Source organism: Stenotrophomonas sp. YJH_SMC_12-1, assembly GCF_059370935.1.
Genome location: NZ_JCAFUD010000001.1, coordinates 46,887 through 68,121, shown reverse-complemented (window position 1 = coordinate 68,121; position 21,235 = coordinate 46,887). Strand labels below are relative to the sequence as shown.

Here is a 21,235-nt window from a genome sequence, read left to right as displayed (position 1 = left end):
TTGGTCACGTCGGAAGAGCGGGTCAAGGGCACCGATTCCCGCATCAGGGAGAGCCGGCCAGCGGCCGGCACTACCACACGTTTCCGGTAGTGCCGGCCGCTGGCCGGCACAACTGCGATCAGCCCAGGATCCCCGGTAGATCCAGTCCCTTTTCCTTCGCGCAGTCGATCGCGATGTCATACCCCGCATCGGCGTGGCGCATGACGCCGGTGGCCGGGTCGTTCCACAGCACGCGGCCAATCCGCTTCGCCGCTGCCTCGGTACCGTCGCAGACGATCACCATGCCGGCATGCTGGGAGAAGCCCATGCCCACGCCGCCGCCATGGTGCAGCGAGACCCAGGTCGCGCCGCTGGCGGTGTTGAGCAGGGCGTTCAGCAGCGGCCAGTCGGACACCGCATCGGAGCCATCGGCCATCGCTTCGGTTTCGCGGTTTGGCGAGGCCACGCTGCCGCTGTCCAGGTGGTCGCGGCCGATCACCACCGGCGCCTTCAGTTCGCCGTTGGCGACCATCTCGTTGAACGCCAGGCCGAGTCGATCACGATCACCCAGGCCGACCCAGCAGATGCGTGCCGGCAGGCCCTGGAACTTGATCTTCTCGGCGGCCATATCCAGCCAGCGGTGCAGGTGCGGGTTGTCCGGAATCAGTTCCTTCACCTTGGCATCGGTCTTGGCGATGTCTTCCGGGTCGCCACTCAGTGCCGCCCAACGGAACGGGCCGATGCCGCGGCAGAACAACGGGCGGATGTAGGCCGGCACGAAACCCGGGAAATCGAAGGCATTGGCCACACCTTCTTCCAGCGCCATCTGCCGCAGGTTGTTGCCGTAGTCCACGGTCGGCACGCCCAGCGCGTGGAAGCCGAGCATGGCGCGGATGTGGTTGGCCATCGATGCGCGCGCGGCCTTCTCCACTTCCTTGGGGGCGGAAACGCGCTTCTCGTCCCACTGCTCGACCGTCCAGCCCTGCGGCAGGTAGCCGTTCACCGGGTCGTGCGCGGAGGTCTGGTCGGTCAGCAGGTCCGGCTTCACGCCGCGCTTGAGAAGTTCGGCCAGCACGTCGGCGACGTTGCCGAGCAGGCCCACCGACTTCGGCGTACCGGCCTTGCACGATTCATCGATCAGGCGCAGCGCTTCGTCCAGGTTGTCGGTCCAGGTATCCAGGTAGCCGGTGCGCAGGCGCATGTCGATGCTGCTCTTGCGGCACTCGACGGCCAGGCAGGAGGCGCCGGCCATCACGGCAGCCAGCGGCTGTGCACCACCCATGCCGCCGAGGCCACCGGTGAACAGCCACTTCCCGGTCAGGTCGCCGCCGAAATGCTGGCGCCCCATTTCCACGAAGGTCTCGTAGGTGCCCTGCACGATGCCCTGCGCACCGATGTAGATCCAGCTGCCGGCGGTCATCTGGCCGTACATGGCCAGGCCCTTCTTATCCAGCTCGTTGAAGTGGTCCCAGTTGGCCCAGCGCGGCACCAGGTTGGAATTGGCGATCAGCACGCGCGGTGCATCGGCGTGGGTGCGGAACACGCCCACGGGCTTGCCGGACTGCACCAGCAGGGTCTGGTCATCGTCCAGGCGCTTGAGCGTTTCGACGATGGCGTCGAAGCTCTCCCAGTCGCGTGCGGCGCGGCCGATGCCGCCATACACCACCAGTTCCTGCGGGCGCTCGGCCACGTCCGGGTGCAGGTTGTTCATCAGCATGCGCAGCGGTGCTTCGGTCAGCCAGCTCTTGGCGTTCAGCGTGGTGCCGGTCGGCGCGGCGATGGTGCGGGACGGGTCGTTGCGGGTCATGCGGCGCTCCGGTTCGTAGCGAATTCAAGGCAGGCGTTGAGCACCTGCGCCAGGGTGTGGCGCAGTGGTGCGGCGTGGTCGGGGTCGAGCGGGGTGGGCCAGCTGTGTTCGTCCACCTGGTCCGGCAGGGGTTCGTGCATGTAGCCGCGGCAGGCAAGCTCCATCTGCAGGCTGTGCACGCCGCCGGCGATGTTGCTGTAGTGGCGGGTGATCCAGCCGCCCTTGAAGCGGCCGTTGCGCACCTGGCTCATGCCGCTGATCTTCAGCAGGTTTTCCACCACGTCGCTCAGGGCGTTGTCGCAGGAGGTGTCCGGTGCGCCGGACGGACCGGCAGTCCCCAGGTTGAACTGCGGCAGTTCGCCCTCGAACAGGTGCGGGATATGCGAGCGGATCGAGTGCGCGTCGTACACCACCACGGTGCCGTGGCGTGCACGCAGGCGCGTGATCTGCGAAGCCAGCGCATCGTGGTAAGGCAGGAAATACGTGTCGCGACGACGGGCGATTTCTGCTTCGTCCGGTTCGCGCCCGGCGTGGTACAGCGGCTGGTTGTCGAAGGTGGTCAGCGGACACAGGCCGGTGGTGTTCTGGCCCGGGTACAGCGACACGCCGCTGGGATCGCGGTTGAGGTCGATCACCGAACGCGAGATCGCCGAGCGCACCGTGGTCGCGCCCATGCCGCGCACGAAGTCGTACAGCTCGTGCACCCACCAGTCGGCATCGCGGCGGGCCAACCACGGCGAGTGGTAGTCGCCGATCAGGTCGTGCGGCAGCTCGCTGCCGGTATGCGGGAAGCTGACGATGAGGGGGGCATCGCCCTCGTGCACCGTCAACCATTCAGGAAGGGTCGTCATGCCTGCGGTTCCACAGTCGGCAACAGATCGCTCAGGCCCTGCGCCAGCGCGCCACTGCGCACAAGATTCGTGGCGGTCACCATGTCGGGGTGGAAATAGCGGTCTTCTTCCAGCGTCGGCACCTGCGCACGCAGGGTGGCGCGCACCGTTTCCAGCGCGGCGCTGGAGCGCAGCGGCGCATGGAAATCACAGCCCTGCGCGGCGGCCAGCAGCTCGATGCCGATCACGTTGGCGGCGTTCTCGGCCATCTGCATCAGCCGGCGTGCGCCATGCGCGGCCATCGACACATGGTCTTCCTGGTTGGCCGAGGTCGGAATCGAATCAACGCTGGCCGGGTAGGCGCGCTGCTTGTTTTCCGAGACCAGTGCAGCGGCGGTCACCTGCGGAATCATGAAGCCGGAATTCAGGCCCGGGCGCGGGGTCAGGAACGCCGGCAGGCCGGACAGGGCCGGGTCCACCAGCATCGCCAGGCGGCGCTCGCTGATCGAACCGATCTCGCACACCGCCATCGCCAGCATGTCGGCGGCGAAGGCCACTGGCTCGGCGTGGAAGTTGCCACCGGACAGCGCTTCGCCGGTGTCGGTGAACACCAGCGGATTGTCGGACACGCCGTTGGCTTCAATTTCCAGCGTGGTCGCGGCCTGGCGCAGGATGTCCAGCGCCGCGCCCATCACCTGCGGCTGGCAGCGCAGGCAGTACGGGTCCTGCACGCGCACGTCGTTGTCGCGATGCGACTCGCGGATGTCCGAGCCCTGCATCAGCGCGCGCAGGGTGGCGGCGGCGGCGATCTGCCCGCGCTGGCCGCGGATCGCGTGGATGCGCGGGTCGAAGGGCGTGTCGGAACCCTTGGCTGCTTCCACCGACAGTGCGCCGGTCACCAGTGCGGCCTGGAACACGGTCTCGATCTCGAACAGGCCCGCCAGCGCATAGGCGGTGGAGAACTGGGTGCCGTTGAGCAGCGCCAGGCCTTCCTTCGCGCCCAGTTCGATCGGCTGCAGGCCGGCACGTGCCAGTGCGTCGGCTGCCGGTAGGCGCTCGTCACCGATGAAGGCTTCGCCTACGCCCAGCATCACGCTGGCCAGGTGCGAGAGCGGCGCCAGGTCACCCGAGGCACCCACCGAACCCTGTGCGGGCACCACCGGCAGCACGCCCTTGACCAGCATCGCTTCCAGCAGCAGCAGGGTCTCCTCGCGAATGCCTGACGCACCCTGCGCCAGGCTGACCAGCTTAAGCGCCATCATCAGGCGCACCACGCTGGCCGGCATCGGCTCGCCCACGCCGGCGGCATGCGAGAGCACGATGTTCCGCTGCAGGGTGGCCAGATCTTCGCGCTCGATGCGCACGCTGGCCAGCTTGCCGAAACCGGTGTTGATGCCATACACCGGCGCGCCCTTGGCGACGATGGCGGCCACCGCCGCAGCACTGGCGCGCACCACCGGCAGCGCGGCCGGGTCCAGTGCAAGCGGCGCACCGCGATAGACCTGCCGCCACTGGGCAAGAGTGACATGGCCGGGGCGAAGAACCAGGGTGTTGCTCATGTGTTGCTCCAGGAGGCAGGCAGGTCGGGCTGTCCGCGCACCACGCGCGCGTGCAGCGGGTTGAATCCAATGCGATAGACCAGGTCGGCGGGGGCATCGATGTCCCAGATCGCCAGGTCGCAGTCCAGGCCCACGGCGAGGCGGCCGATGCGGTCGCTGCGTCCGAGCGCGCGCGCCGCTTCACGGGTGAAGCCGGCGATGCACTCATCCACGGTCAGGCGGAACAGGGTGGCGCCCATGTTCATCGCCAGCAGCGGGCTGGTCAGCGGCGAAGTGCCCGGATTGCTGTCGGTGGCCAGCGCCAGCGGCACGGCGGCCGCACGCAGCGCAGCGATCGGCGGCAGGGTGGTATCGCGGGTGAAATAGAAGGCACCGGGCAACAGCACGGCGACGGTGCCGGCGGCGGCCATCGCGGCGATGCCGGCATCGTCCAGATGTTCGATATGGTCGGCCGAGAGGGCACCGAAGCTGGCGGCCAGTTCGGCGCCATGCTGGTTGCTCAGCTGCTCGGCATGAATCTTCACCGCCAGCCCGTTGGCGCGCGCCGCTTCGAAGACCTGCCGCGCCTGCGCCGGCGAGAAGGCGATGTTCTCGCAGAATACGTCCACCGCTTCGGCCAGGCCTTCGGCGGCGATGGCCGGAATCATCACGTTGCACACCTCGTCGGTGTATTCCTGCGCCTCGCGGCCTGGCGGAATCGCGTGTGCGCCGAGGAATGTGGTCACCACGTTGACCCGGCACTCCTCGCCCAGCGCACGCGCTACCTGCAGCTGCTTGCGTTCGTCGGGCAGGGTCAGGCCGTAGCCGGACTTGATCTCGATCGTGGTCACGCCTTCGGCACGCATCGCCAGCAGGCGCGGCCGGCTTTCGCTGGCCAGCTGTTCCGGGGTGGCAGCACGGGTGGCGCGCACGGTGGAGACGATGCCGCCGCCGGCACGGGCGATCTCGGCATAACTGACGCCCTGCAGGCGCTGCTCGAATTCGTTGGCGCGGTTGCCGGCGTAGACCAGGTGGGTGTGGCAGTCGATCAGGCCGGGCGAGATCCAGCGGCCTTCGCCATCGATGCGGGTGGTCGGCTGCAGGTGGGCGTCGCTGCCGGCCGGGCCGACATGGACGATGCGGCCGTCGGCGCAGGCCACCACGCCATCGCGGATGACACCCAGCCCCTCGCCATCGAGGGTGATCAGGTGGACGTTGGACCAGAGGGTATCGACGTGCATGGCATCCACAACGCGGCTGTGCTTATATGTCTATACAATATAGGCGTCCATTTCGGGTTGTCCAGCCATGTCCGATTCGCGTTCCCCGCTCTGTTTCCATGCCACCCACGCCCTTCTGGCCGATGGCTGGGCCCGCGATGTCCGCCTGCAGGTGCAGGACGGCCGCATCACGGCGATCCACATGGGGCAGGGCGCCCAGCACGGCGACTCCCGCGTCGGCATCCTGGTGCCGGGCCTGCCCAACCTGCACAGCCATGCCTTCCAGCGCGGCATGGCCGGGCTGACCGAGATCGGCGGCGGTGACGGTGACAGCTTCTGGAGCTGGCGTGAGCTGATGTACCGTTTTCTGGCCCATCTGCGCCCGGACGCAGTGCAAGCCATCGCCGCCCAGGCCTACATGGAAATGCTGGAAAGCGGCTTCACCCGCGTCGGCGAATTCCATTACCTGCACCACGACGCCGAGGGTCGCGCCTATGCCAACCGCGCCGAGATGAGTGCACGGATTGCTGCCGCCGCCGACCAGACCGGCATCGGCCTGACCCTGCTGCCGGTGTTCTATGCACATGCCGATTTCGGCGGGGCGCCGCCGAATCCGGCACAGCGTCGCCTGATCCACGACGTGGACGGTTTCGCGCAGCTGCTGGACGCCGCCAAGCCGGCACTGGCCGCGCTGCCGGATGCGGTGCTCGGCATCGCGCCGCACAGCCTGCGTGCAGTCACCGGCGAGGAATTGAGTGCGTTGCTGCCGCTGACCGACGGCCCGGTGCACATCCATATCGCCGAGCAGGTGCGTGAAGTCGAGGCCTGCCTGGCCTGGAGCGGCCAGCGTCCGGTGCAGTGGCTGTACGACCATGCACCGGTGGATGCGCGCTGGTGCCTGGTGCACGCCACCCACATCACCGACGATGAGCGCGCCGCCATCGTGGCCAGCCAGGCCGTGGCCGGCCTGTGCCCGATCACCGAAGCCAATCTGGGCGACGGCCTGTTCCCGATGCAGGCGTTCGCGCGCGAGGGCGGGCGCTTCGGTGTCGGCTCCGATTCCAATGTGCTGATCGATGCGGCCGAAGAACTGCGCCTGCTCGAATACGGCCAGCGCCTGACCCTGCGCGGTCGCAACGTGCTGGCCCCGGATGCCACCCGCAGTACCGGCCGCTTCCTGTTCGAAGGCGCACTGCACGGTGGTGCACAGGCGCTGGGCGTGGCCGCTGGCCTGCAGGTCGGCGCCAGTGCCGACCTGGTCGAACTGGATGCCGGGCACCCGGCGCTGCAGGCGCGACAGGATGACGCATGGCTTGACAGCTGGGTGTTCGCCGCACGTAATGGCGCGCTGCGATCGGTCTGGCGCCAGGGCCGCCAATGCGTGGCCGAGGGCCGCCACCTGCAGCGCGAGGCGATCACCACCGCCTTTACCGCCGCCCTGCGTGGCGTGCTGGGCTGATCGCCTCCCGCTACCGAGACCCCATTACGTGAAGGCCAGCAAGTCCGCCACGCTCAACCAGCGTATCCGCAGCGATCTGGAAAGCCGCATCCTCAGCGGAGAATGGGCGCCGGGCTTCCGGATTCCGTACGAGCACGAGCTGATGGAGCAGTACGGCTGCTCGCGGATGACGGTGAACAAAGTGCTGACCGCGTTGGCCGAGAGCGGCATGATCGAGCGTCGCCGCCGTGCCGGTTCGTTCGTGGCGCGGCAACCCCCGCACCTGGAGCAGGTGGCGCTGGAGATCCCCGATATCGCGATGGAGGTTGGCTCGCGCGGCCACCAGTACACCTATCGCCTGCTGCAGCGCGACCTGCGCCTTGCCGATGCCGGCAATGCCGGTGAAGTCGAGCTGGCCGGGCAGGAAAACCTGCTGGCGATGCGCTGCCTGCACCTGGCCGATGGTCGCCCGCTGGCGCTGGAGCATCGCCTGATCAGCCCGGTGGGGGTGCCGGAGGTGTTGGAGGTCGACTTCAGTACTACCGCGCCAGGCAGCTGGCTGCTGCAGAACGTGTCGTGGACCCGTGCCCAGCACCGCATCAGCGCCTGGGGGGCAGATACCGCCACCGCCAGGCTGCTGGACGTGAAGCCCGGCACCGCCTGTCTGGTGATCGAGCGCCTGACCTGGCGTGGCGAACAGCCGATCACCCGCGTGCGCCAGGTGTTCCTTGGGGATGCCTGGGACCTGGTGGCGCGCTTCGCGCCGGGCGCGCGATAGGGATTCCATCCACGCATGGTGTGGATCTACCAAGGGGTTCGCTCGATGCGCGATGAGTCGAGCGTGGCTCGACTCTGCAAAGGCGCCCACGCATGGCGTGGACCTACCAAAGATTCGTGCATCGGGATTCAGTAGATCCACGCCATGCGTGGATGTTGGTCCCAATCAATACGTGGCGCATTGCCGCCAGCGTACCGGCTCATTCACGCCCGGGCGGGCATTGAGCTGGATGCGCACGTTGCGCAGGGCGGGGTAGTGCAGCACTTCCTCGCAGACCTGCGGCCACACCGCGTCCAGCTCGCCCGTGCGGTTGATCGCCAGCGTCTGGCGGGTCAGCCAGACCCCGCTGGCGATACCGGGCTTGCCGGCCAAGGCGCGGGAAAGATCGGCCTGGAAGCGCTCCAGCGTGGCGGCATCCGGGTTGGGGTTGCTGCGCGCGTCGGCTGAGGGCGCGGCCGGTGCAGGCGCTGCGGCCGGCGGCGTGGTGGCGGGGACCGGCGCCGGTTCGGGCGCCGCTTCAACCGCAGGTGCAACCGGCGCGGGGGTGTCCGCCACCTCGGCAACAGGCGGGGTGTCCTGCACATGCAAGCCTTGCAGGCTCAATCCCACCAGCAGGCCCAGCGTGACCGCGCCGAGCGCGGCAATGGCGATCCGGCGCAGGGCTTCATGGCGGGCGCTGGCACGCACACGGCTTTCGATTTCCGCCGGCAGGTACGGCTGCAGCAGCGGCCACAGGCGTGGACCGTCCAGCACCTCGACCGCCTGCTTCTCGGCAGCGCTGCGCCCGTCGCGTTCCATCCGGCCTTCGGTCAGCAGCACGCCGCCCTTGGCGCCGGCCAGGCGCGCAGCAGCCCCCAGCTCGTTCACTGCGGCGGTGCCGATACGGTAGGCAAGGCCATGCTTGCAGGACACCAGCCACTGGTTGGGGCCGTCGCATAGCAGGAAGTCGCTGCTCGGCTCGCGGGATTCCTCCGCCGGATCATTCAGTTCACGCAGGCCGCGCTGTTCGCGCAGCATGCGCTTGACCAGTACCGAGAACTCGCGCCAGTGCATGCCGGCCAGCGCTTGCAGGCCGAGTTGCATCTCCTTCTGCCGCCGCTTGATCCACCACAGATAGACAACAGCCAGGGAACAGGTAAGCAGGGCCGACAGCAGGGCCAGGATCCAAGGGAGCATGCAGGAGGTGCGCGGAAGGGGCGAATGCGGAAGACGACAGTGTAAAGGTCGCACTATCCGGCTGGGTCAGGACGTTCCTGACAGGAAGCGTGATGGAACGCTCAGATCGGCATACGGCGGGCACGAAAAACCCGCCAATCCTGAAGCCGTGAGGGGAGGGAACAAACGGCAGCCGAAGCGATTGGCGGGTTGCTCGCGATTGTCAATCAAATTTTATTGCATTGCAACAATCGCCGGTCAGGGCACGCTGCCTGGCGACTGATGGCTGCCCGGGGCGGGAGCATCGGCGCCCGAGGCCGCACGGTTTTCCAGCTTGGCCAGCCGCGCGTGCAGGGCGTCGATACGGGCTTCCAGCGCGGTCACCTCGTCCGCAGTGGGGACATGCAGGCGCTTGAGCACGCCCTGCACCTGGTCATCGAAGGCCTTTTCGACCTTGTTCCAGGTGCCAGAGGCCTTCTCGCGGGCCTCATCCAGCGAGGATTCCACGTTGTCGCGCCAGCCCGGGCCCTGTTCGCCGTGGCGTTCACGGCGGCGGGCCTCCCAGGCTTCGCCTTCCTTCACCAGGCCGTCGAAGAAGCGGCTGCCTTCGGCCTGTGCACGGCCCAGGGCGCCCAGGCCGGCCAGCCAGACCTGCTGCGCCGAGTCACTCAGCTTGCGCGAGAAGCGCTCGGCCTGGTCACCGAACGAGGCGTCGTCGTTGCGGCGGTCATCGTTTTCGTACTGGTTCATCGCACTTCCCGTGGGAGTTGGGCCTGCCCCGAGAGTAGCGCGCGATGGCGTTGCACGGCCGTGACGGCCGCCGCCGGGGTTCAGCCCAGCTTTTCCTTCAGCACGCGCTGGATCTCGCCCTCGACCATGCCCTTCATCGCCGACAGCAGGAAGCCCAGCTTGGCGGTCACGCGCACGGCGCCCGGCTGCAGCTCGATCGCACCGTCCACGCCGCTGCCGGAGAAGTTCAGCACATCGGCGGTCCAGGACGACTTCAGGCCGAAGCGCTCGGACAGCTTGGCGGCGACCTGTTCGATCGCGGCGCGTGCCTGTGCGTCGGGCAAGGCGTGGGCGTGGCGGACATCGATGGTGGACATGCAGGCTCCTGGCGCAGGGCGGGGATGATCAATGAGGGCGAGCATTGTGCGCATCGAGGGCCGTCGCGCCAAGCACTCATCGCAGGTTCTTCTTCGTTGGCGGCCAACCTGCTAGGCTGCGCCGCGTGCAGAACCTGCTTGTTCACTTCAGTCAACAACAACAGCCCGACCAGCCGCTGCGGCCCGGGGTGCAACGCATCGTGCGCCAGGCCAACGGCAGCGTGCGGCTCGGCGACGCCGGCCACGGCGCCCTGCTGCTGGCGCAGTTCTGCATGGACGATCGCGGCCTGTGGCTGCAGGTCGGCAACGGTATCCGTGGCATCCACGTGAATGGTCGGCCGGTGCGCCGCATGGCGCTGCTGCGTGCAGGCGATGCGGTCTATGTGGACGGCGTGGAGATGGTGCTGCAGGGCGAGGTCGAGAGCCTGCTGCAGGCACCCGCGCCGAAGAACGACGATGGCACCGATGAGCAGCAGCGCCTGCTGCGCGGTGTCGGCGGCCTGCATCATGGCCGCAGCTATACGCTGTCGCGGGCACGGTTGATCGGCCGCGGCAGCGACGCCGACATCGCCATCGACGATCCGGCCTTCGCCGAACAGCACGCCCGCGTGGAAGTGCACGGTGATCGTGTGCTGCTGCGCGACCTCGGCAGTGCCGACGGCACCCGGGTCAACGGCGTAGCCGTGCGCCACTGCTGGCTTCAGGCCGGCGACCAGGTGGTGTTCGATGGCCAGCATCGTTTCGTGCTGGAAGTGCCGCATGATCCACGTCGGCGGCCGTTGCCGGCCGAGGACGAGTCCGGCGACGACGCGGAACAGGCGCCGATGCTGCCGGTGACGCCGCGCAGGGTCCGGCGCTGGCCGTGGCTGCTGGCCAGCGCCTTGTTGCTGGCGGCAGTGCTCAGCCTGCTGCTCTGGTTCGGCGCGCGCTGACGGTCGCGCGGTGACGGTAGTGCCGGCCGCTGGCCGGCAACCGCCGCCCTGAATCCATGAGGTTGCCGGCCAGCGGCCGGCACTACCCGGTCGCGTCGCCAATGGATTCCAATGAAACCAAATTTCCCTTGCGCCACAAGGCCGCAAGGCTGGTGCACTGCGGCATACTAGCGGTCTTGCCCCACAGGTGTGACATGACGCGCGCGTTCAACTTCAGTGCCGGCCCTGCGACCTTGCCGGAATCGGTCCTGCGCCAGGCGCAGGCGGAAATGCTGGACTGGCACGGGTCCGGCGCTTCGATCGTGGAAATGAGCCATCGCGGCGCGGAATTCATGTCCGTGGCCGCCGAAGCCGAGGCCGACCTGCGTCGCCTGCTCGACATCCCCGACGACTATGCGGTGCTGTTCCTGTCCGGTGGCGCCACCACCCAGCAGGCGCTGATCCCGCTCAACTTCGCCAGCCCCGGCCAGCGTGCCGACTACGTGGTCAGTGGTCACTGGGGCAAGACCGCGGTCAAGCAGGCCGGGGTCTACGTCGACGTCAACATCGCCGCCAGCAGCGAGGCCCACGGCTACCGCGAGCTGCCGGCGCGTGCCGACTGGCAGCTGTCGCGCGATGCCGCCTACGTGCACATCACCGCCAACGAGACCATCCACGGCGTCGAGTTCCGTGATGTGCCCGATACCGGCAACGTCCCGCTGATCGCCGACTTCAGCTCGTCCATCGCCAGCGAACCGCTGGATGTGCGCCGTTATGGCGTGATCTACGCCGGCGCGCAGAAGAACCTGGGCCCGGTCGGCATCGCGGTGATGATCATCCGCCGCGACCTGCTCGAGCGTGGTGGCCAGCCGCGCGCGGACATCTTCGATTACCGCTCGCACGTCGCCCGCGATTCGATGCTCAATACGCCGCCGACCTGGAACTGGTACCTGGCCGGCCTGGTGTTCAAGTGGATGCTGGCCGAAGGGGGCGTGACCGAGTTCGCCAAGCGCAACGCCGCCAAGGCCGCGCTGGTGTACGGCGCCATCGACGGCTCCGGCGGCTTCTACCGCAATGAGGTCGCACATGCGGCCCGTTCGCGCATGAACATTCCGTTCTTCCTGCCCGATGCCGAGCTTGACGCCCGCTTCGTCGCCGAAGCCAAGGCCGCTGGCCTGCTGGCGCTGAAGGGCCACAAGGTGGTCGGCGGCATCCGGGCTTCGCTGTACAACGCCATGCCGCTGGCCGGGGCCGAGGCGCTGGTCGCCTTCATGGCCGATTTCCAGCAGCGTCACGGTTGAGCAATGAACGGCGCGCACCGTCGGGTGCGTGCCCCGCAACAGGGAATTCCGATGGCAAGCAGCAAATCCAGCAAGAAGGCGCCGAAGAAGGCCGAACCGGCCAAGGACAGCGCCTCCACCAAGGCCAAGGGCAAGAGCACGTCCAAGGCTGCGTCGAACCCGGCGCCCACCCTGGCGCCGCTGGCGCTGGCCGATGTGCGTTCGAAGATCGACCAGATCGACCGCGACATCCAGAGCCTGATCGCCGAGCGCGCGCGTTTCGCCCACCAGGTCGGCAAGGCCAAGGGCAAGCTGGCTGCTGCCGTTGACTACTACCGCCCCGAGCGCGAAGCGCAGGTGCTGCGCATGGTGGTGGACCGCAACGAAGGCCCGCTCAGCGATGAGCTGCTGGTGCACGTCTACCGCGAGATCATGTCGGCCTGCCTGGCCCAGCAGGAGCCGCTGAAGATCGGCTACCTCGGCCCGGAAGGCACCTTCAGCCAGCAGGCGGTGCTCAAGCACTTCGGCCGCTCCGCGCTGGGCCTGCCGATGGCCAGCATCGAGGAAGTGTTCCAGGAAGTGGAAGCGGGCAACGCCGATTTCGGCGTGGTGCCGGTGGAGAATTCGGGGCAGGGCACCATCCAGATCACCCTGGACATGTTCCTGACCTCCAACCTGAAGATCTGTGGCGAAGTGGAACTGCGCGTGCAGCAGTACCTGATGTCGCGCAGCGGCCGCATCGAGGACATCGAGCGCATCTACGCACACCCGCAGTCGTTCATGCAGACCTCGGCGTGGCTGCGCGCCAACCTGCCGAAGGCCGAGAAGATTCCGGTGTCGAGCAATGCCGAAGGTGCGCGCCGTGCGCGCAACGCCGATGACGCAGCGGCCATCGGTGGCGAGAGCGCCGGCCACGTGTACGGCCTGAAGAAGGTGGTCACCAAGCCGATCCAGAACGATGCCGACAACACCACCCGCTTCCTGGTGGTGGGCCGCAACATCTTCCCGACCTCCGGCCACGACCGCACCTCGGTGCTGGTGTTCATCCATGACAAGCCCGGTGCGCTGTTCGACGTGCTCAGCCCGTTCGCCCGCCACGGCATCAGCATGAACCGCATCGAGTCGCGGCCGTCGCACCACGGCAAGTGGGAGTACGGCTTCTTCATCGACCTGGCCGGCCACATCGACGACGCGCCGATGCAGGCCGCACTGGCCGAACTGGAAGCGCACTCGGCGCAGATCAAGGTGCTGGGCTCCTATCCGGTGGCCGTGCCCTGAGTGCTGCTGCGGCGGCCATGGCCGCCGCTCCCCTGATGCATCGCCGGCGCTGCCGGTGTTTACGGAATGATCGAACGATGAGCAACGCGCAACACTGGATCGCCCGCAAGGGCCAGCCGCTGCAGGGCAGCCTGACCATTCCCGGCGACAAGTCGGTCTCGCACCGCTCGGTGATGTTCGCCGCGCTGGCCGATGGCACCTCGCATATCGAAGGCTTCCTGGAAGGCGAAGACACCCGCGCTACCGCGCGCATCTTCAGCCAGCTGGGCGTGCGCATCGAAACCCCCAGCCCGTCGCAGCGCATCGTGCACGGCGTCGGTATCGACGGCCTGAAGGCGCCGGATGCGCCGCTGGACTGCGGCAACGCCGGTACCGGCATGCGCCTGCTGGCCGGGTTGCTGGCGGGCCAGGCGTTCGACTGCACGCTGATCGGCGACGAGTCGCTGTCGGGCCGACCGATGCGCCGCGTCACCGGCCCGCTGTCGCAGATGGGCGCGAAGATCGACACCCAGGATGACGGCACGCCGCCGCTGCACGTGCATGGCGGCCAGACGCTGCATGGCATCGACTTCGCCTCGCCGGTGGCCAGCGCGCAGATCAAGTCGGCGGTGTTGCTGGCAGGCCTGTACGCACAGGGCGAAACCAGCGTTGTCGAGCCGCACCCGACCCGCGACTACACCGAACGCATGCTGTCCGCGTTCGGCGTGGACATCGAATTCTCGCCGGGCAAGGCGCGCCTGCGCGGCGGCCAACGCCTTCGTGCCACGGATATCGTGGTGCCGGCCGACTTCTCGTCTGCGGCGTTCTATCTGGTGGCTGCCAGCATCATCCCGGGCTCCGAGCTGCGCCTGAAGCAGGTTGGCCTGAACCCGCGCCGCACCGGCCTGCTGCACGCGCTGCGCCTGATGGGCGCGGATATCACCGAAGAGAACCCGGCCGAGCAGGGCGGTGAACCGGTGGCGGACCTGGTGGTGCGCTACGCCCCGCTGAAGGGTGCTCGCATTCCGGAAGCACTGGTGCCGGACATGATCGACGAGTTCCCGGCGCTGTTCGTGGCGGCAGCTGCTGCAGAAGGCCAGACCGTGGTGACCGGCGCCGCCGAGCTGCGGGTGAAGGAATCCGATCGTCTCGCAGCGATGGCCACTGGCTTGCGCGCGCTGGGCATGCAGGTGGACGAAACTGAAGACGGTGCCACCCTGCATGGTGGCGTGCGCCTGGGCAGCGGCACCATCGAAAGCCACGGCGACCACCGCATCGCCATGGCGTTCGCCATTGCCGGCCAGATCAGTGACGGCGAGGTGCGCATCAACGATATCGCCAACGTCGCCACGTCCTTCCCGGACTTCGACGGCCTGGCCCGCAGCGCCGGATTCAACCTGGCCTGATCGTTACTGCATCCGCCGGGTCATGCCCGGCCGATCGCAATGCCCGGTAGGTGCCAACCTTGGTTGGCACGCTCACATCTCCCGGTAGGTGCCAACCTTGGTTGGCATGCTCACATCTCCTGGTAGGTGCCAACCTTGGTTGGCACGCTTTCCCGCATAAAAGGACGGAGGCCGAAGCCTCCGTCTAAACATCACGAACCCCTCGTCCGCGATCAACGCTGCTCGGTACGGAAGTCCACCGGGACCCGCACTACGCTTGCTACTGCGCGGCCGTCATGCACCGCCGGCTGGAACTTCCAGTTCTGCACGGTATTGAGCACCGCACGATCCAGATCGCGACTCCGCTCGCCGCTGCGCGAGACGATCGCAGCGCTGGCGACGTTGCCGCGGGTATCGACATTCAGGCTGGCGATCACGCTGCCCTGCACGCCACTACGTAGCGCGGCGGCGGGGTAGGTGGGCATGCGGTTGCTGGCCAGCGGGCGGGCTTCACGATTGCGCACTGCCGGCGCGGCCTTCCGCGAAGCAGTAGCCGGGGTTGCCTGGCGCGCGGCAGGGGCCGCTGCATCTGTCACCGCGGGCTGCTCAGGGGCCGGCAGCATGCGCTCACCGACCGGCGCCGGTGCCACGTCTTCCTGGTTCGAATGACGCAGCCAGAGCAAGGCGCCGGCAAACATCGCCATGATCAGCGCGATCCACATCCAGGGCGACGTGGGCTTGTGCTGCGCGCTTGAATCCTGCGGCAGCTGCGGCGAATGAAGGTCTTCGTGGGTGGTGGCGGTCATCGCAAACTCCTTCCGTCAATGGACGACGTGGGCAGTGTTGCCCGAGCCACGGACGGGAAGTGTCAGCGTTGCGTCAACGCCACCGGCAGGGTTCAGTTTGCCTGCCGGGAAGCGTTCAGTTACTGCGTCTTGAAGTCGAACGGCACTTCAATGCTGCCGGGTACGGCCTGGTCGTTGCTCTGCGCCGGAGTGAAGCGCCAGCGGCGCACAGCGTCGGTGGCGGCACGGTCGAGCTCGCGTGAACCGCTGCGCTGGATCACCGTGGCGTTGTTCGGATAGCCGGTGGCGTCCACGTCCACGCGTACCACCACCGTACCGGTTTCACCGGCGCGCAGGGCGGCGGCGGGATAGGACGGTGGCGGCGACTGTCCGGCAATCGGCATCGGCTGGCTGTTGCCGGTGGCCGCCGGCGCAGGGCCCAGTGCAGCCGGGGCCGCTTCAGCCACGGGCGCGGGCGGCGGCGGGGCCGTTTCCACCAGCTTCGGCGCTTCTTCCTCCACCGGTGCCGGCTTGGCATCGGGCATGTCGCTGGAACCGGCGGCAGCGGCCAGCGGTTCCGGCAGGGGCTCGATCTGGGCGGTTTCCTGCGGGGTCTGGGCAGCCGGATCGGCGCGGAAGAACTCCTTGTCGCGGCCGGTCAGCCAGACCAGCACGAACAGCAATACGCCCACGCCGAAGGCGATGCCGGCGATCTTCAGGGCGTTGCGCGGGATATGCACAGTGAACGACTTGGCGGACGACGAGCGGGGTGCAGACATGGACCGGACCAGTACGGAATGGCTCGATTCTGCCACGGCGGGAATGAACCGGGCGGCAGAAATCCGTATAACAAGCGATAATCCCATCCCTGATACCCACCACGACACCTGCCATGCTTGATCCAGCCCTGCTCCGCCACCAGCCCGCCGACCTCGCCGAACGCCTGCGCACCAGCCGCGGCTTCGAGCTCGACGTGTCTGCCCTGGAGTCCCTGGAGGCCGATCGCAAGCGCATCCAGGTGCGGACCCAGGAGCTGCAGAGCCTGCGCAACAGCCGTTCCAAGGCCATCGGCCAGGCCAAGGCCAAGGGCGAGGACGTCTCGGCCATCATGGCCGAGGTCGCTGCCTTCGCCGACGAGCTGAAGGCCTCGGAAGTGGCGCTGGACGAGCTGCGCGAGAAGATCGAAGCGATCTCGATGGGCATTCCGAACCTGCCGGCCGATGACGTGCCGGCCGGTGCCGATGAGAACGACAACGTCGAGCAGGCACGTTGGGGTACCCCGCGCCAGTTCGATTTCAAGGTGCTCGACCACGTCGAACTGGGCGCCCGCAACGGCTGGCTGGACGGCGAGACCGCGGCCAAGTTGTCTGGCTCGCGCTTCACCGTGCTGCGCGGCTCGATCGCGCGCCTGCACCGTGCGCTGGCCCAGTTCATGGTCGACCTGCACACCGGTGAGCACGGCTACGAGGAAACCAACGTGCCGCTGCTGGTCAACGCCGATTCACTGCGTGGCACCAGCCAGCTGCCGAAGTTCGAGGACGATCTGTTCAAGACCGCCGTAGGCGACTCCACGCGTTACCTGATCCCGACCTCGGAAGTGCCGCTGACCAACATCGTGCGCGACGAGATCGTCGAGGCCGAGCGCCTGCCGCTGCGCATGACCGCCCACTCGATGTGCTTCCGTGCCGAGGCTGGCAGTGGTGGCCGCGACGTTCGCGGCATGATCCGTCAGCACCAGTTCGAGAAGGTCGAGCTGGTCTCGATCTGCCGCCCGGAAGACAGCGACGCCGAACACCAGCGCATGACCCGCTGCGCCGAAGTGGTGCTGGAGAAGCTGGGCCTGCCGTACCGCAAGGTGCTGCTGTGCACCGGCGACATGGGCTTCTCGGCCATCAAGACCTACGACCTGGAAGTCTGGCTGCCGTCGCAGGAAACCTATCGCGAGATCTCCTCGTGCTCGAACTGTGGTGACTTCCAGGCCCGCCGCATGCAGGCGCGCTGGCGCAACCCGGCCACCGGCAAGCCGGAACTGGCGCACACGCTGAACGGCTCGGGCGTGGCGGTTGGCCGCGCGATGATCGCAGTGATGGAGAACTACCAGAACGCCGACGGCAGTATCACCGTGCCGGAAGCGCTGCGCCCGTACATGGGTGGGCTGGAAACCATCGCCTGATTCTCTGATCGGGTGGGTGCCATGCATGCATGGCACCGCTGTAGCTCTGGTGGGTGCCATGCTTGCATGGCACCGAATCCACGCATGGCGTGGATCTACTGGAGGATGTTGCACGCGCCCGGCATGAATTCACCGATGCCTCAGGAGATCCACGCCATGCGTGGATGAACCCCGCGATTACCGCATGGCCCGCAGCTTCTCCAGCGGCACCCATCCCGGTTCGCCGGTCTCCGGCACGCACCACGCCCAACCATTGAGCGTGCGCTGCCCACGCAGCACCTGCCCGGGATCCACATCCAGCTCCCGTGCGCAGTAATCCTCGGTGGCAAACGCGTCACCCTGCGCAGTGCGACCGATCACGGGCGCCGGCACGAAACCGGGCTGCTGCCCTTCGGCCTCGCACAGGAACCAGTCATCCCAGCCCTCCGGGCCTTCATAGCGTTCGCCCACTACCAGCGCCTGGCCGCGGCGCAGGGTGATCGGGTGCGGAAATTCGCTGCGGTGCGCAGTGGTCACGATGTAGTTCATGGCCCCAGCCTAACGTGCTGGTGAGCGCCGCGCATGGCACCGATCCACGCATGGCGTGGATCTACTGATGCAAAAAAACGGCCCCGCAGAGCGGGACCGCCAGGGTGGGCCGGGATGGGGGAGGGGATCCCGGCCCGCGTTCAGCGCCTCGACGAGGAGAGAGCGGCGCCGAACGCTGGAACGCTTATGCAGCGGCGGCTTCCGTCGCTTCGTGCGACGGCAGGGCCGCCAGCGCGCCGGCGATGGCGTCTTCACGGTGCTGCGGCGAGTAGGCGATGCCCTCGGCGCGCACGAACTCGATGTCGTTGATGCCCCAGAAGGCGAACGTCTGGCGCAGGAACGGCTCCTGGAAGTCGGCCGGCGAATCGGTGTAGATGCCGCCGCGGCTGCTGACCACGATCACGCGCTTGCCGCCGGCCAGGCCGATCGGGCCATTCTCGGTGTACTTGAAGGTGCGCCCGGCCACGGCCACGCGGTCGATCCAGGCCTTCAGGGTGGACGGGATGCTGAAGTTGTACATCGGCGCGCCGATCACCACGATGTCCGCAGCCAGGAACTGCTCAAGCACCTGTTCAGCATCGGCGGCTTCGGCCGCGTCGGCCTTGGCCAGCGAGCTGCTGCGCAGATGCGGTACCGGATTGGCGTCAAGATCGCGATAATCGATCTGCAGGCCTTCGACCTGCTGCTTGAACCGGGCCACCACGGCGGCGGTCAGGTGGCGGGAGACGGAGTTCTCGCCAAGCACGCTGGCGTCGAGATGCAGAAGCTTCATGGCAGTCACCTATGTTCTGGAGGGAAGGGGCGGGGTGGCCCCGCCGACGGAGAGAACGATAGGTTGTTGCAAAGGCGGGATAAAGGTGATTGAATGCCACGTATTGTTCTAGATATGGAACTCGGGTATGCATGACCTGAATGATCTGTACTACTTTGCGATGGTGGTCGACCACGGTGGATTTGCCGCCGCCGAGCGCGCGCTGGGCATCCCCAAGTCGCGCCTGAGCCGCCGTATCAGCCAGCTGGAGACCGACCTGGGCGTGCGCCTGCTGCAGCGCTCCACGCGCCGTTTCGCGGTCACCGACGTCGGCACCAGCGTGCACCGCCACGCGCAGACGATGCTGGCCGAGGCGCAGGCCGCCCGCGAAGTTGTCGACCGCCTCAGCGCGGAACCGCGCGGCGTGGTGCGCGCCAGCGTGCCGGTGTCGCTGGCGCAGATGCAGTTGCCCAAGCTGCTGCCCAAGTTCCTCGAGCAGTACCCGAAGGTGCGCCTGCAGCTGAACATCAGCAACCGCCGCGTGGACATCATCAATGAAGGCTACGACGTGGCCCTGCGCGTGCGTTCGCGCCTGGACGACGACGGCAGCCTGGTGATGCGCAGCTTCGGCCAGGTGCAGGAACTGCTGGTGGCCAGCCCGAAGTACCTGGACCGTGCCGGACGCCCCAAGGACCCGGAAGAACTGACCCAGCACGTCACCCTCAGCATCAGCGAAGACGAAGCACGCCAGCGCTGGGAACTGCATGGTCCGGAAGGCGAAGTGCGCCGGGTCGACCTGCAGCCGCGCGTGGCCGGCTTCGATTTCCCGCTGCTGCAGAGCATGGTGAAGGACGGCTTCGGCATCACCATGCTGCCGGAAACCGTGTGCGCCGACGCCGTGCGCAATGGCGAACTGGAAGTGGTGCTGCCGGACTGGTCGCTGCCGCAGGGCGTGTGCCATGCCGTGTTCGCTTCGCGCCGTGGCCTGTTGCCGGCGGTGCGCGTGTTCATCGACTTCCTGGCCGAGCACCTGCCGCCGCAGCTGGAGGCCTCGCGCCTGGATTGCGGTGGCGCCTGTGAAAAGGCCAAGGAGCGGATCAAGGCCAGTGCGCTGGGCGCGTTGGCGGTGGACGCGGGCTGAGAGAGCTGAACGGTAGCGCCGGGCCATGCCCGGCGTTGCTGTTTCCGGGGTCGATCACTTCCGCCCGAACAATCGGTCCCAGAAGCTGCGCTGCGGTGCCGGCATCGGCGTGGGGGCGGCAGCCACGACCGGCGCTTCCAGTACTGCCATCAGCTCCGCGCTGCGCGGCTTCTTCAGGAAGCGCGCATAGTCCAAGTAGCTGGTCACTTTGCTCACGTGCAGGCGCTCCGGCATCGCTGGCAACGCGCCGCCCTGCAGCAGCACGCGCAACGCCTCTGGGCGGTCCAGCCTGATCGCCTCGAACACCGCGGTGCCGCCGCAGCCCGGTTCGATCTGATTGGCGCGCTGCGGCGCATCCTTCAGCAGGTCGCGCAGCGCATCCGCATCGTCCCGCTCCACGGCCTCCACCAGCCGCGCCAGCGCTTCCGCTTCTTCACGTGGAAGGTTGTCGCGATAGGCCTGGTCGGCAATCTCGCGCTCGTCGCGCCCGTCACCGCCCTCGATGCACAGGAAATCGGTGACCAGTGCTACCGGAATGCCGGACGTATCCAGCGCCCAGTAGCTCGGATAGACGCCGTCGCCCCAGCCGCTGGTGAACACGACCAGGCCATGCGGTGAGTCCTCGCCCCAGGGGCGGTATTCTGCGCCTTCGTCCAGGCCATCATGGTCGATCAGCGCATCCGAGCACTCGCTGCCTTCGTCGCCATCGGCCCGTTCGATCAGGGCCAGCAGTGCCTGCTGGGTGTCGGTGTCCATAAAGCAGCCGATGCCGGCGTCGACCGGGTAGCCGATGAAGCTGTGCTCATCCAGGCCGGTCAGGTCCTGCGTGGTCCAGCGCGCCATCTGCCAGTGCAGGGCAGACGCAGTGAGGGCTTCGCGGGGTTTGAACCAGACCACGGCCAACGCCGGGCGGCCGCTGTGCACGATGATTTCGACCGGATGCCGGCCCAACGGCGCGGTGTAGTCGGCCAGCGCCGGCGCCTCGGCCTGCACCAGCGGATCGCAGACCACCAAATGCCCGCTGTTGACCGGCAGGTGTCCGGCGAAGGTGCGATGCAGGGCCACTGCGGCCAGCTGGGTATCGTCCAGCAGGGTGGTGCGCAGGTTGGCCAGATCGAGGTGGGCCATGGGGGCTCCAGATGCAGTCCAGCCCCCACCGTGCCGGATGCGAGG

General features: G+C 67.6%; 20 protein-coding genes. 8 read left to right on the top strand and 12 right to left on the bottom strand.

The genetic code is table 11. The features are described 5' to 3' along the window. Window positions 1-118 precede the first annotated feature (118 nt). Genes hutU through hutI form a run of 4 tightly spaced genes read right to left on the bottom strand, consistent with a single transcriptional unit; the run spans window position 119 to window position 5,395 of the window. Window positions 119-1,786: a urocanate hydratase gene (gene hutU, locus AC5P8Y_RS00350; protein ID WP_005410194.1), complete on the bottom strand. Its 1,668-nt coding sequence runs from the start codon at window positions 1,784-1,786 to the stop codon at window positions 119-121. Further along, window positions 1,783-2,637: an N-formylglutamate deformylase gene (gene hutG, locus AC5P8Y_RS00345; RefSeq protein ID WP_012480727.1), complete on the bottom strand. Its 855-nt coding sequence runs from the start codon at window positions 2,635-2,637 to the stop codon at window positions 1,783-1,785. Before hutG ends, hutU begins: the two co-directional genes overlap by 4 nt. Beyond that, on the bottom strand, window positions 2,634-4,175 hold the full coding sequence (hutH, locus tag AC5P8Y_RS00340; RefSeq protein WP_495201826.1) for a histidine ammonia-lyase: 1,542 nt from the start codon (window positions 4,173-4,175) through the stop codon (window positions 2,634-2,636). Before hutH ends, hutG begins: the two co-directional genes overlap by 4 nt. Further along, window positions 4,172-5,395 carry an imidazolonepropionase gene (gene hutI, locus AC5P8Y_RS00335; RefSeq protein WP_495201825.1) on the bottom strand — a complete coding sequence of 408 codons (1,224 nt, stop codon included), beginning with the start codon at window positions 5,393-5,395 and terminating at the stop codon, window positions 4,172-4,174. Before hutI ends, hutH begins: the two co-directional genes overlap by 4 nt. A gap of 67 nt (window positions 5,396-5,462) precedes the next feature. On the opposite strand from hutI, the gene AC5P8Y_RS00330 reads away from it, so the two are divergent. After that, window positions 5,463-6,833, top strand: coding sequence for a formimidoylglutamate deiminase (locus AC5P8Y_RS00330; RefSeq protein ID WP_111108328.1), 1,371 nt, complete (start codon window positions 5,463-5,465; stop codon window positions 6,831-6,833). Between the two features lie 28 nt (window positions 6,834-6,861). Next, the gene (hutC, locus tag AC5P8Y_RS00325) at window positions 6,862-7,590 is read left to right on the top strand and encodes a histidine utilization transcriptional repressor HutC (protein WP_049403089.1); all 729 of its coding nucleotides are present in this window, start codon (window positions 6,862-6,864) and stop codon (window positions 7,588-7,590) included. Between the two features lie 165 nt (window positions 7,591-7,755). Here the strand turns inward: hutC and AC5P8Y_RS00320 are convergent, their stop codons facing one another. From AC5P8Y_RS00320 to AC5P8Y_RS00310, 3 genes are all read right to left on the bottom strand, one after another. Continuing rightward, entirely contained in the window at window positions 7,756-8,766 is a 1,011-nt protein-coding gene (locus AC5P8Y_RS00320; protein ID WP_049431530.1) for a restriction endonuclease, read from the bottom strand. 237 nt (window positions 8,767-9,003) lie between these two features. Further along, window positions 9,004-9,495 carry a phasin family protein gene (locus tag AC5P8Y_RS00315; protein ID WP_024956383.1) on the bottom strand — a complete coding sequence of 164 codons (492 nt, stop codon included), beginning with the start codon at window positions 9,493-9,495 and terminating at the stop codon, window positions 9,004-9,006. A gap of 80 nt (window positions 9,496-9,575) precedes the next feature. Continuing rightward, complete coding sequence (locus AC5P8Y_RS00310) at window positions 9,576-9,851, bottom strand: polyhydroxyalkanoic acid system family protein (RefSeq protein WP_005417302.1); 276 nt, start codon at window positions 9,849-9,851, stop codon at window positions 9,576-9,578. A gap of 125 nt (window positions 9,852-9,976) precedes the next feature. Here AC5P8Y_RS00310 and AC5P8Y_RS00305 point away from each other — a divergent pair, with 125 nt between their 5' ends. The 4 genes from AC5P8Y_RS00305 (at window position 9,977) to aroA (ending at window position 14,705) form a co-directional block, all read left to right on the top strand. Then, window positions 9,977-10,783 (top strand): FHA domain-containing protein, encoded by an 807-nt coding sequence (locus AC5P8Y_RS00305; RefSeq protein ID WP_111188234.1) that lies wholly within the window; start codon window positions 9,977-9,979, stop codon window positions 10,781-10,783. 194 nt (window positions 10,784-10,977) lie between these two features. Further along, the gene (gene serC / locus AC5P8Y_RS00300; protein ID WP_049403087.1) at window positions 10,978-12,063 is read left to right on the top strand and encodes a 3-phosphoserine/phosphohydroxythreonine transaminase; all 1,086 of its coding nucleotides are present in this window, start codon (window positions 10,978-10,980) and stop codon (window positions 12,061-12,063) included. Between the two features lie 51 nt (window positions 12,064-12,114). After that, window positions 12,115-13,320 carry a prephenate dehydratase gene (pheA, locus tag AC5P8Y_RS00295; RefSeq protein ID WP_005410182.1) on the top strand — a complete coding sequence of 402 codons (1,206 nt, stop codon included), beginning with the start codon at window positions 12,115-12,117 and terminating at the stop codon, window positions 13,318-13,320. 77 nt (window positions 13,321-13,397) lie between these two features. After that, complete coding sequence (gene aroA / locus AC5P8Y_RS00290) at window positions 13,398-14,705, top strand: 3-phosphoshikimate 1-carboxyvinyltransferase (protein ID WP_099529901.1); 1,308 nt, start codon at window positions 13,398-13,400, stop codon at window positions 14,703-14,705. Window positions 14,706-14,917: 212 nt separating this feature from the next. On the opposite strand, the gene AC5P8Y_RS00285 is transcribed toward aroA, so the two are convergent. Both AC5P8Y_RS00285 and AC5P8Y_RS00280 read right to left on the bottom strand, forming a co-directional pair. Beyond that, window positions 14,918-15,490, bottom strand: coding sequence for an energy transducer TonB (locus AC5P8Y_RS00285; RefSeq protein WP_111108327.1), 573 nt, complete (start codon window positions 15,488-15,490; stop codon window positions 14,918-14,920). 119 nt (window positions 15,491-15,609) lie between these two features. Beyond that, window positions 15,610-16,248 (bottom strand): energy transducer TonB, encoded by a 639-nt coding sequence (locus AC5P8Y_RS00280; protein WP_111108326.1) that lies wholly within the window; start codon window positions 16,246-16,248, stop codon window positions 15,610-15,612. Between the two features lie 113 nt (window positions 16,249-16,361). Here AC5P8Y_RS00280 and serS point away from each other — a divergent pair, with 113 nt between their 5' ends. Continuing rightward, on the top strand, window positions 16,362-17,642 hold the full coding sequence (gene serS / locus AC5P8Y_RS00275) for a serine--tRNA ligase (protein WP_111108325.1): 1,281 nt from the start codon (window positions 16,362-16,364) through the stop codon (window positions 17,640-17,642). A gap of 177 nt (window positions 17,643-17,819) precedes the next feature. Here serS and AC5P8Y_RS00270 read toward each other — a convergent pair whose 3' ends face one another. Continuing rightward, on the bottom strand, window positions 17,820-18,170 hold the full coding sequence (locus AC5P8Y_RS00270) for an SH3 domain-containing protein (RefSeq protein ID WP_019337278.1): 351 nt from the start codon (window positions 18,168-18,170) through the stop codon (window positions 17,820-17,822). A gap of 184 nt (window positions 18,171-18,354) precedes the next feature. Beyond that, window positions 18,355-18,942, bottom strand: a complete 588-nt coding sequence (locus AC5P8Y_RS00265; RefSeq protein ID WP_111108324.1) for an FMN-dependent NADH-azoreductase — start codon at window positions 18,940-18,942, stop codon at window positions 18,355-18,357. Between the two features lie 127 nt (window positions 18,943-19,069). Between AC5P8Y_RS00265 and AC5P8Y_RS00260 the strand changes: the two genes are divergently transcribed. Further along, the gene (locus AC5P8Y_RS00260) at window positions 19,070-20,062 is read left to right on the top strand and encodes a LysR family transcriptional regulator (protein ID WP_005410175.1); all 993 of its coding nucleotides are present in this window, start codon (window positions 19,070-19,072) and stop codon (window positions 20,060-20,062) included. Window positions 20,063-20,116: 54 nt separating this feature from the next. Here the strand turns inward: AC5P8Y_RS00260 and AC5P8Y_RS00255 are convergent, their stop codons facing one another. Further along, window positions 20,117-21,190 (bottom strand): DUF4241 domain-containing protein, encoded by a 1,074-nt coding sequence (locus AC5P8Y_RS00255; protein ID WP_111108323.1) that lies wholly within the window; start codon window positions 21,188-21,190, stop codon window positions 20,117-20,119. Between the last annotated feature and the right edge of the window lie 45 nt (window positions 21,191-21,235).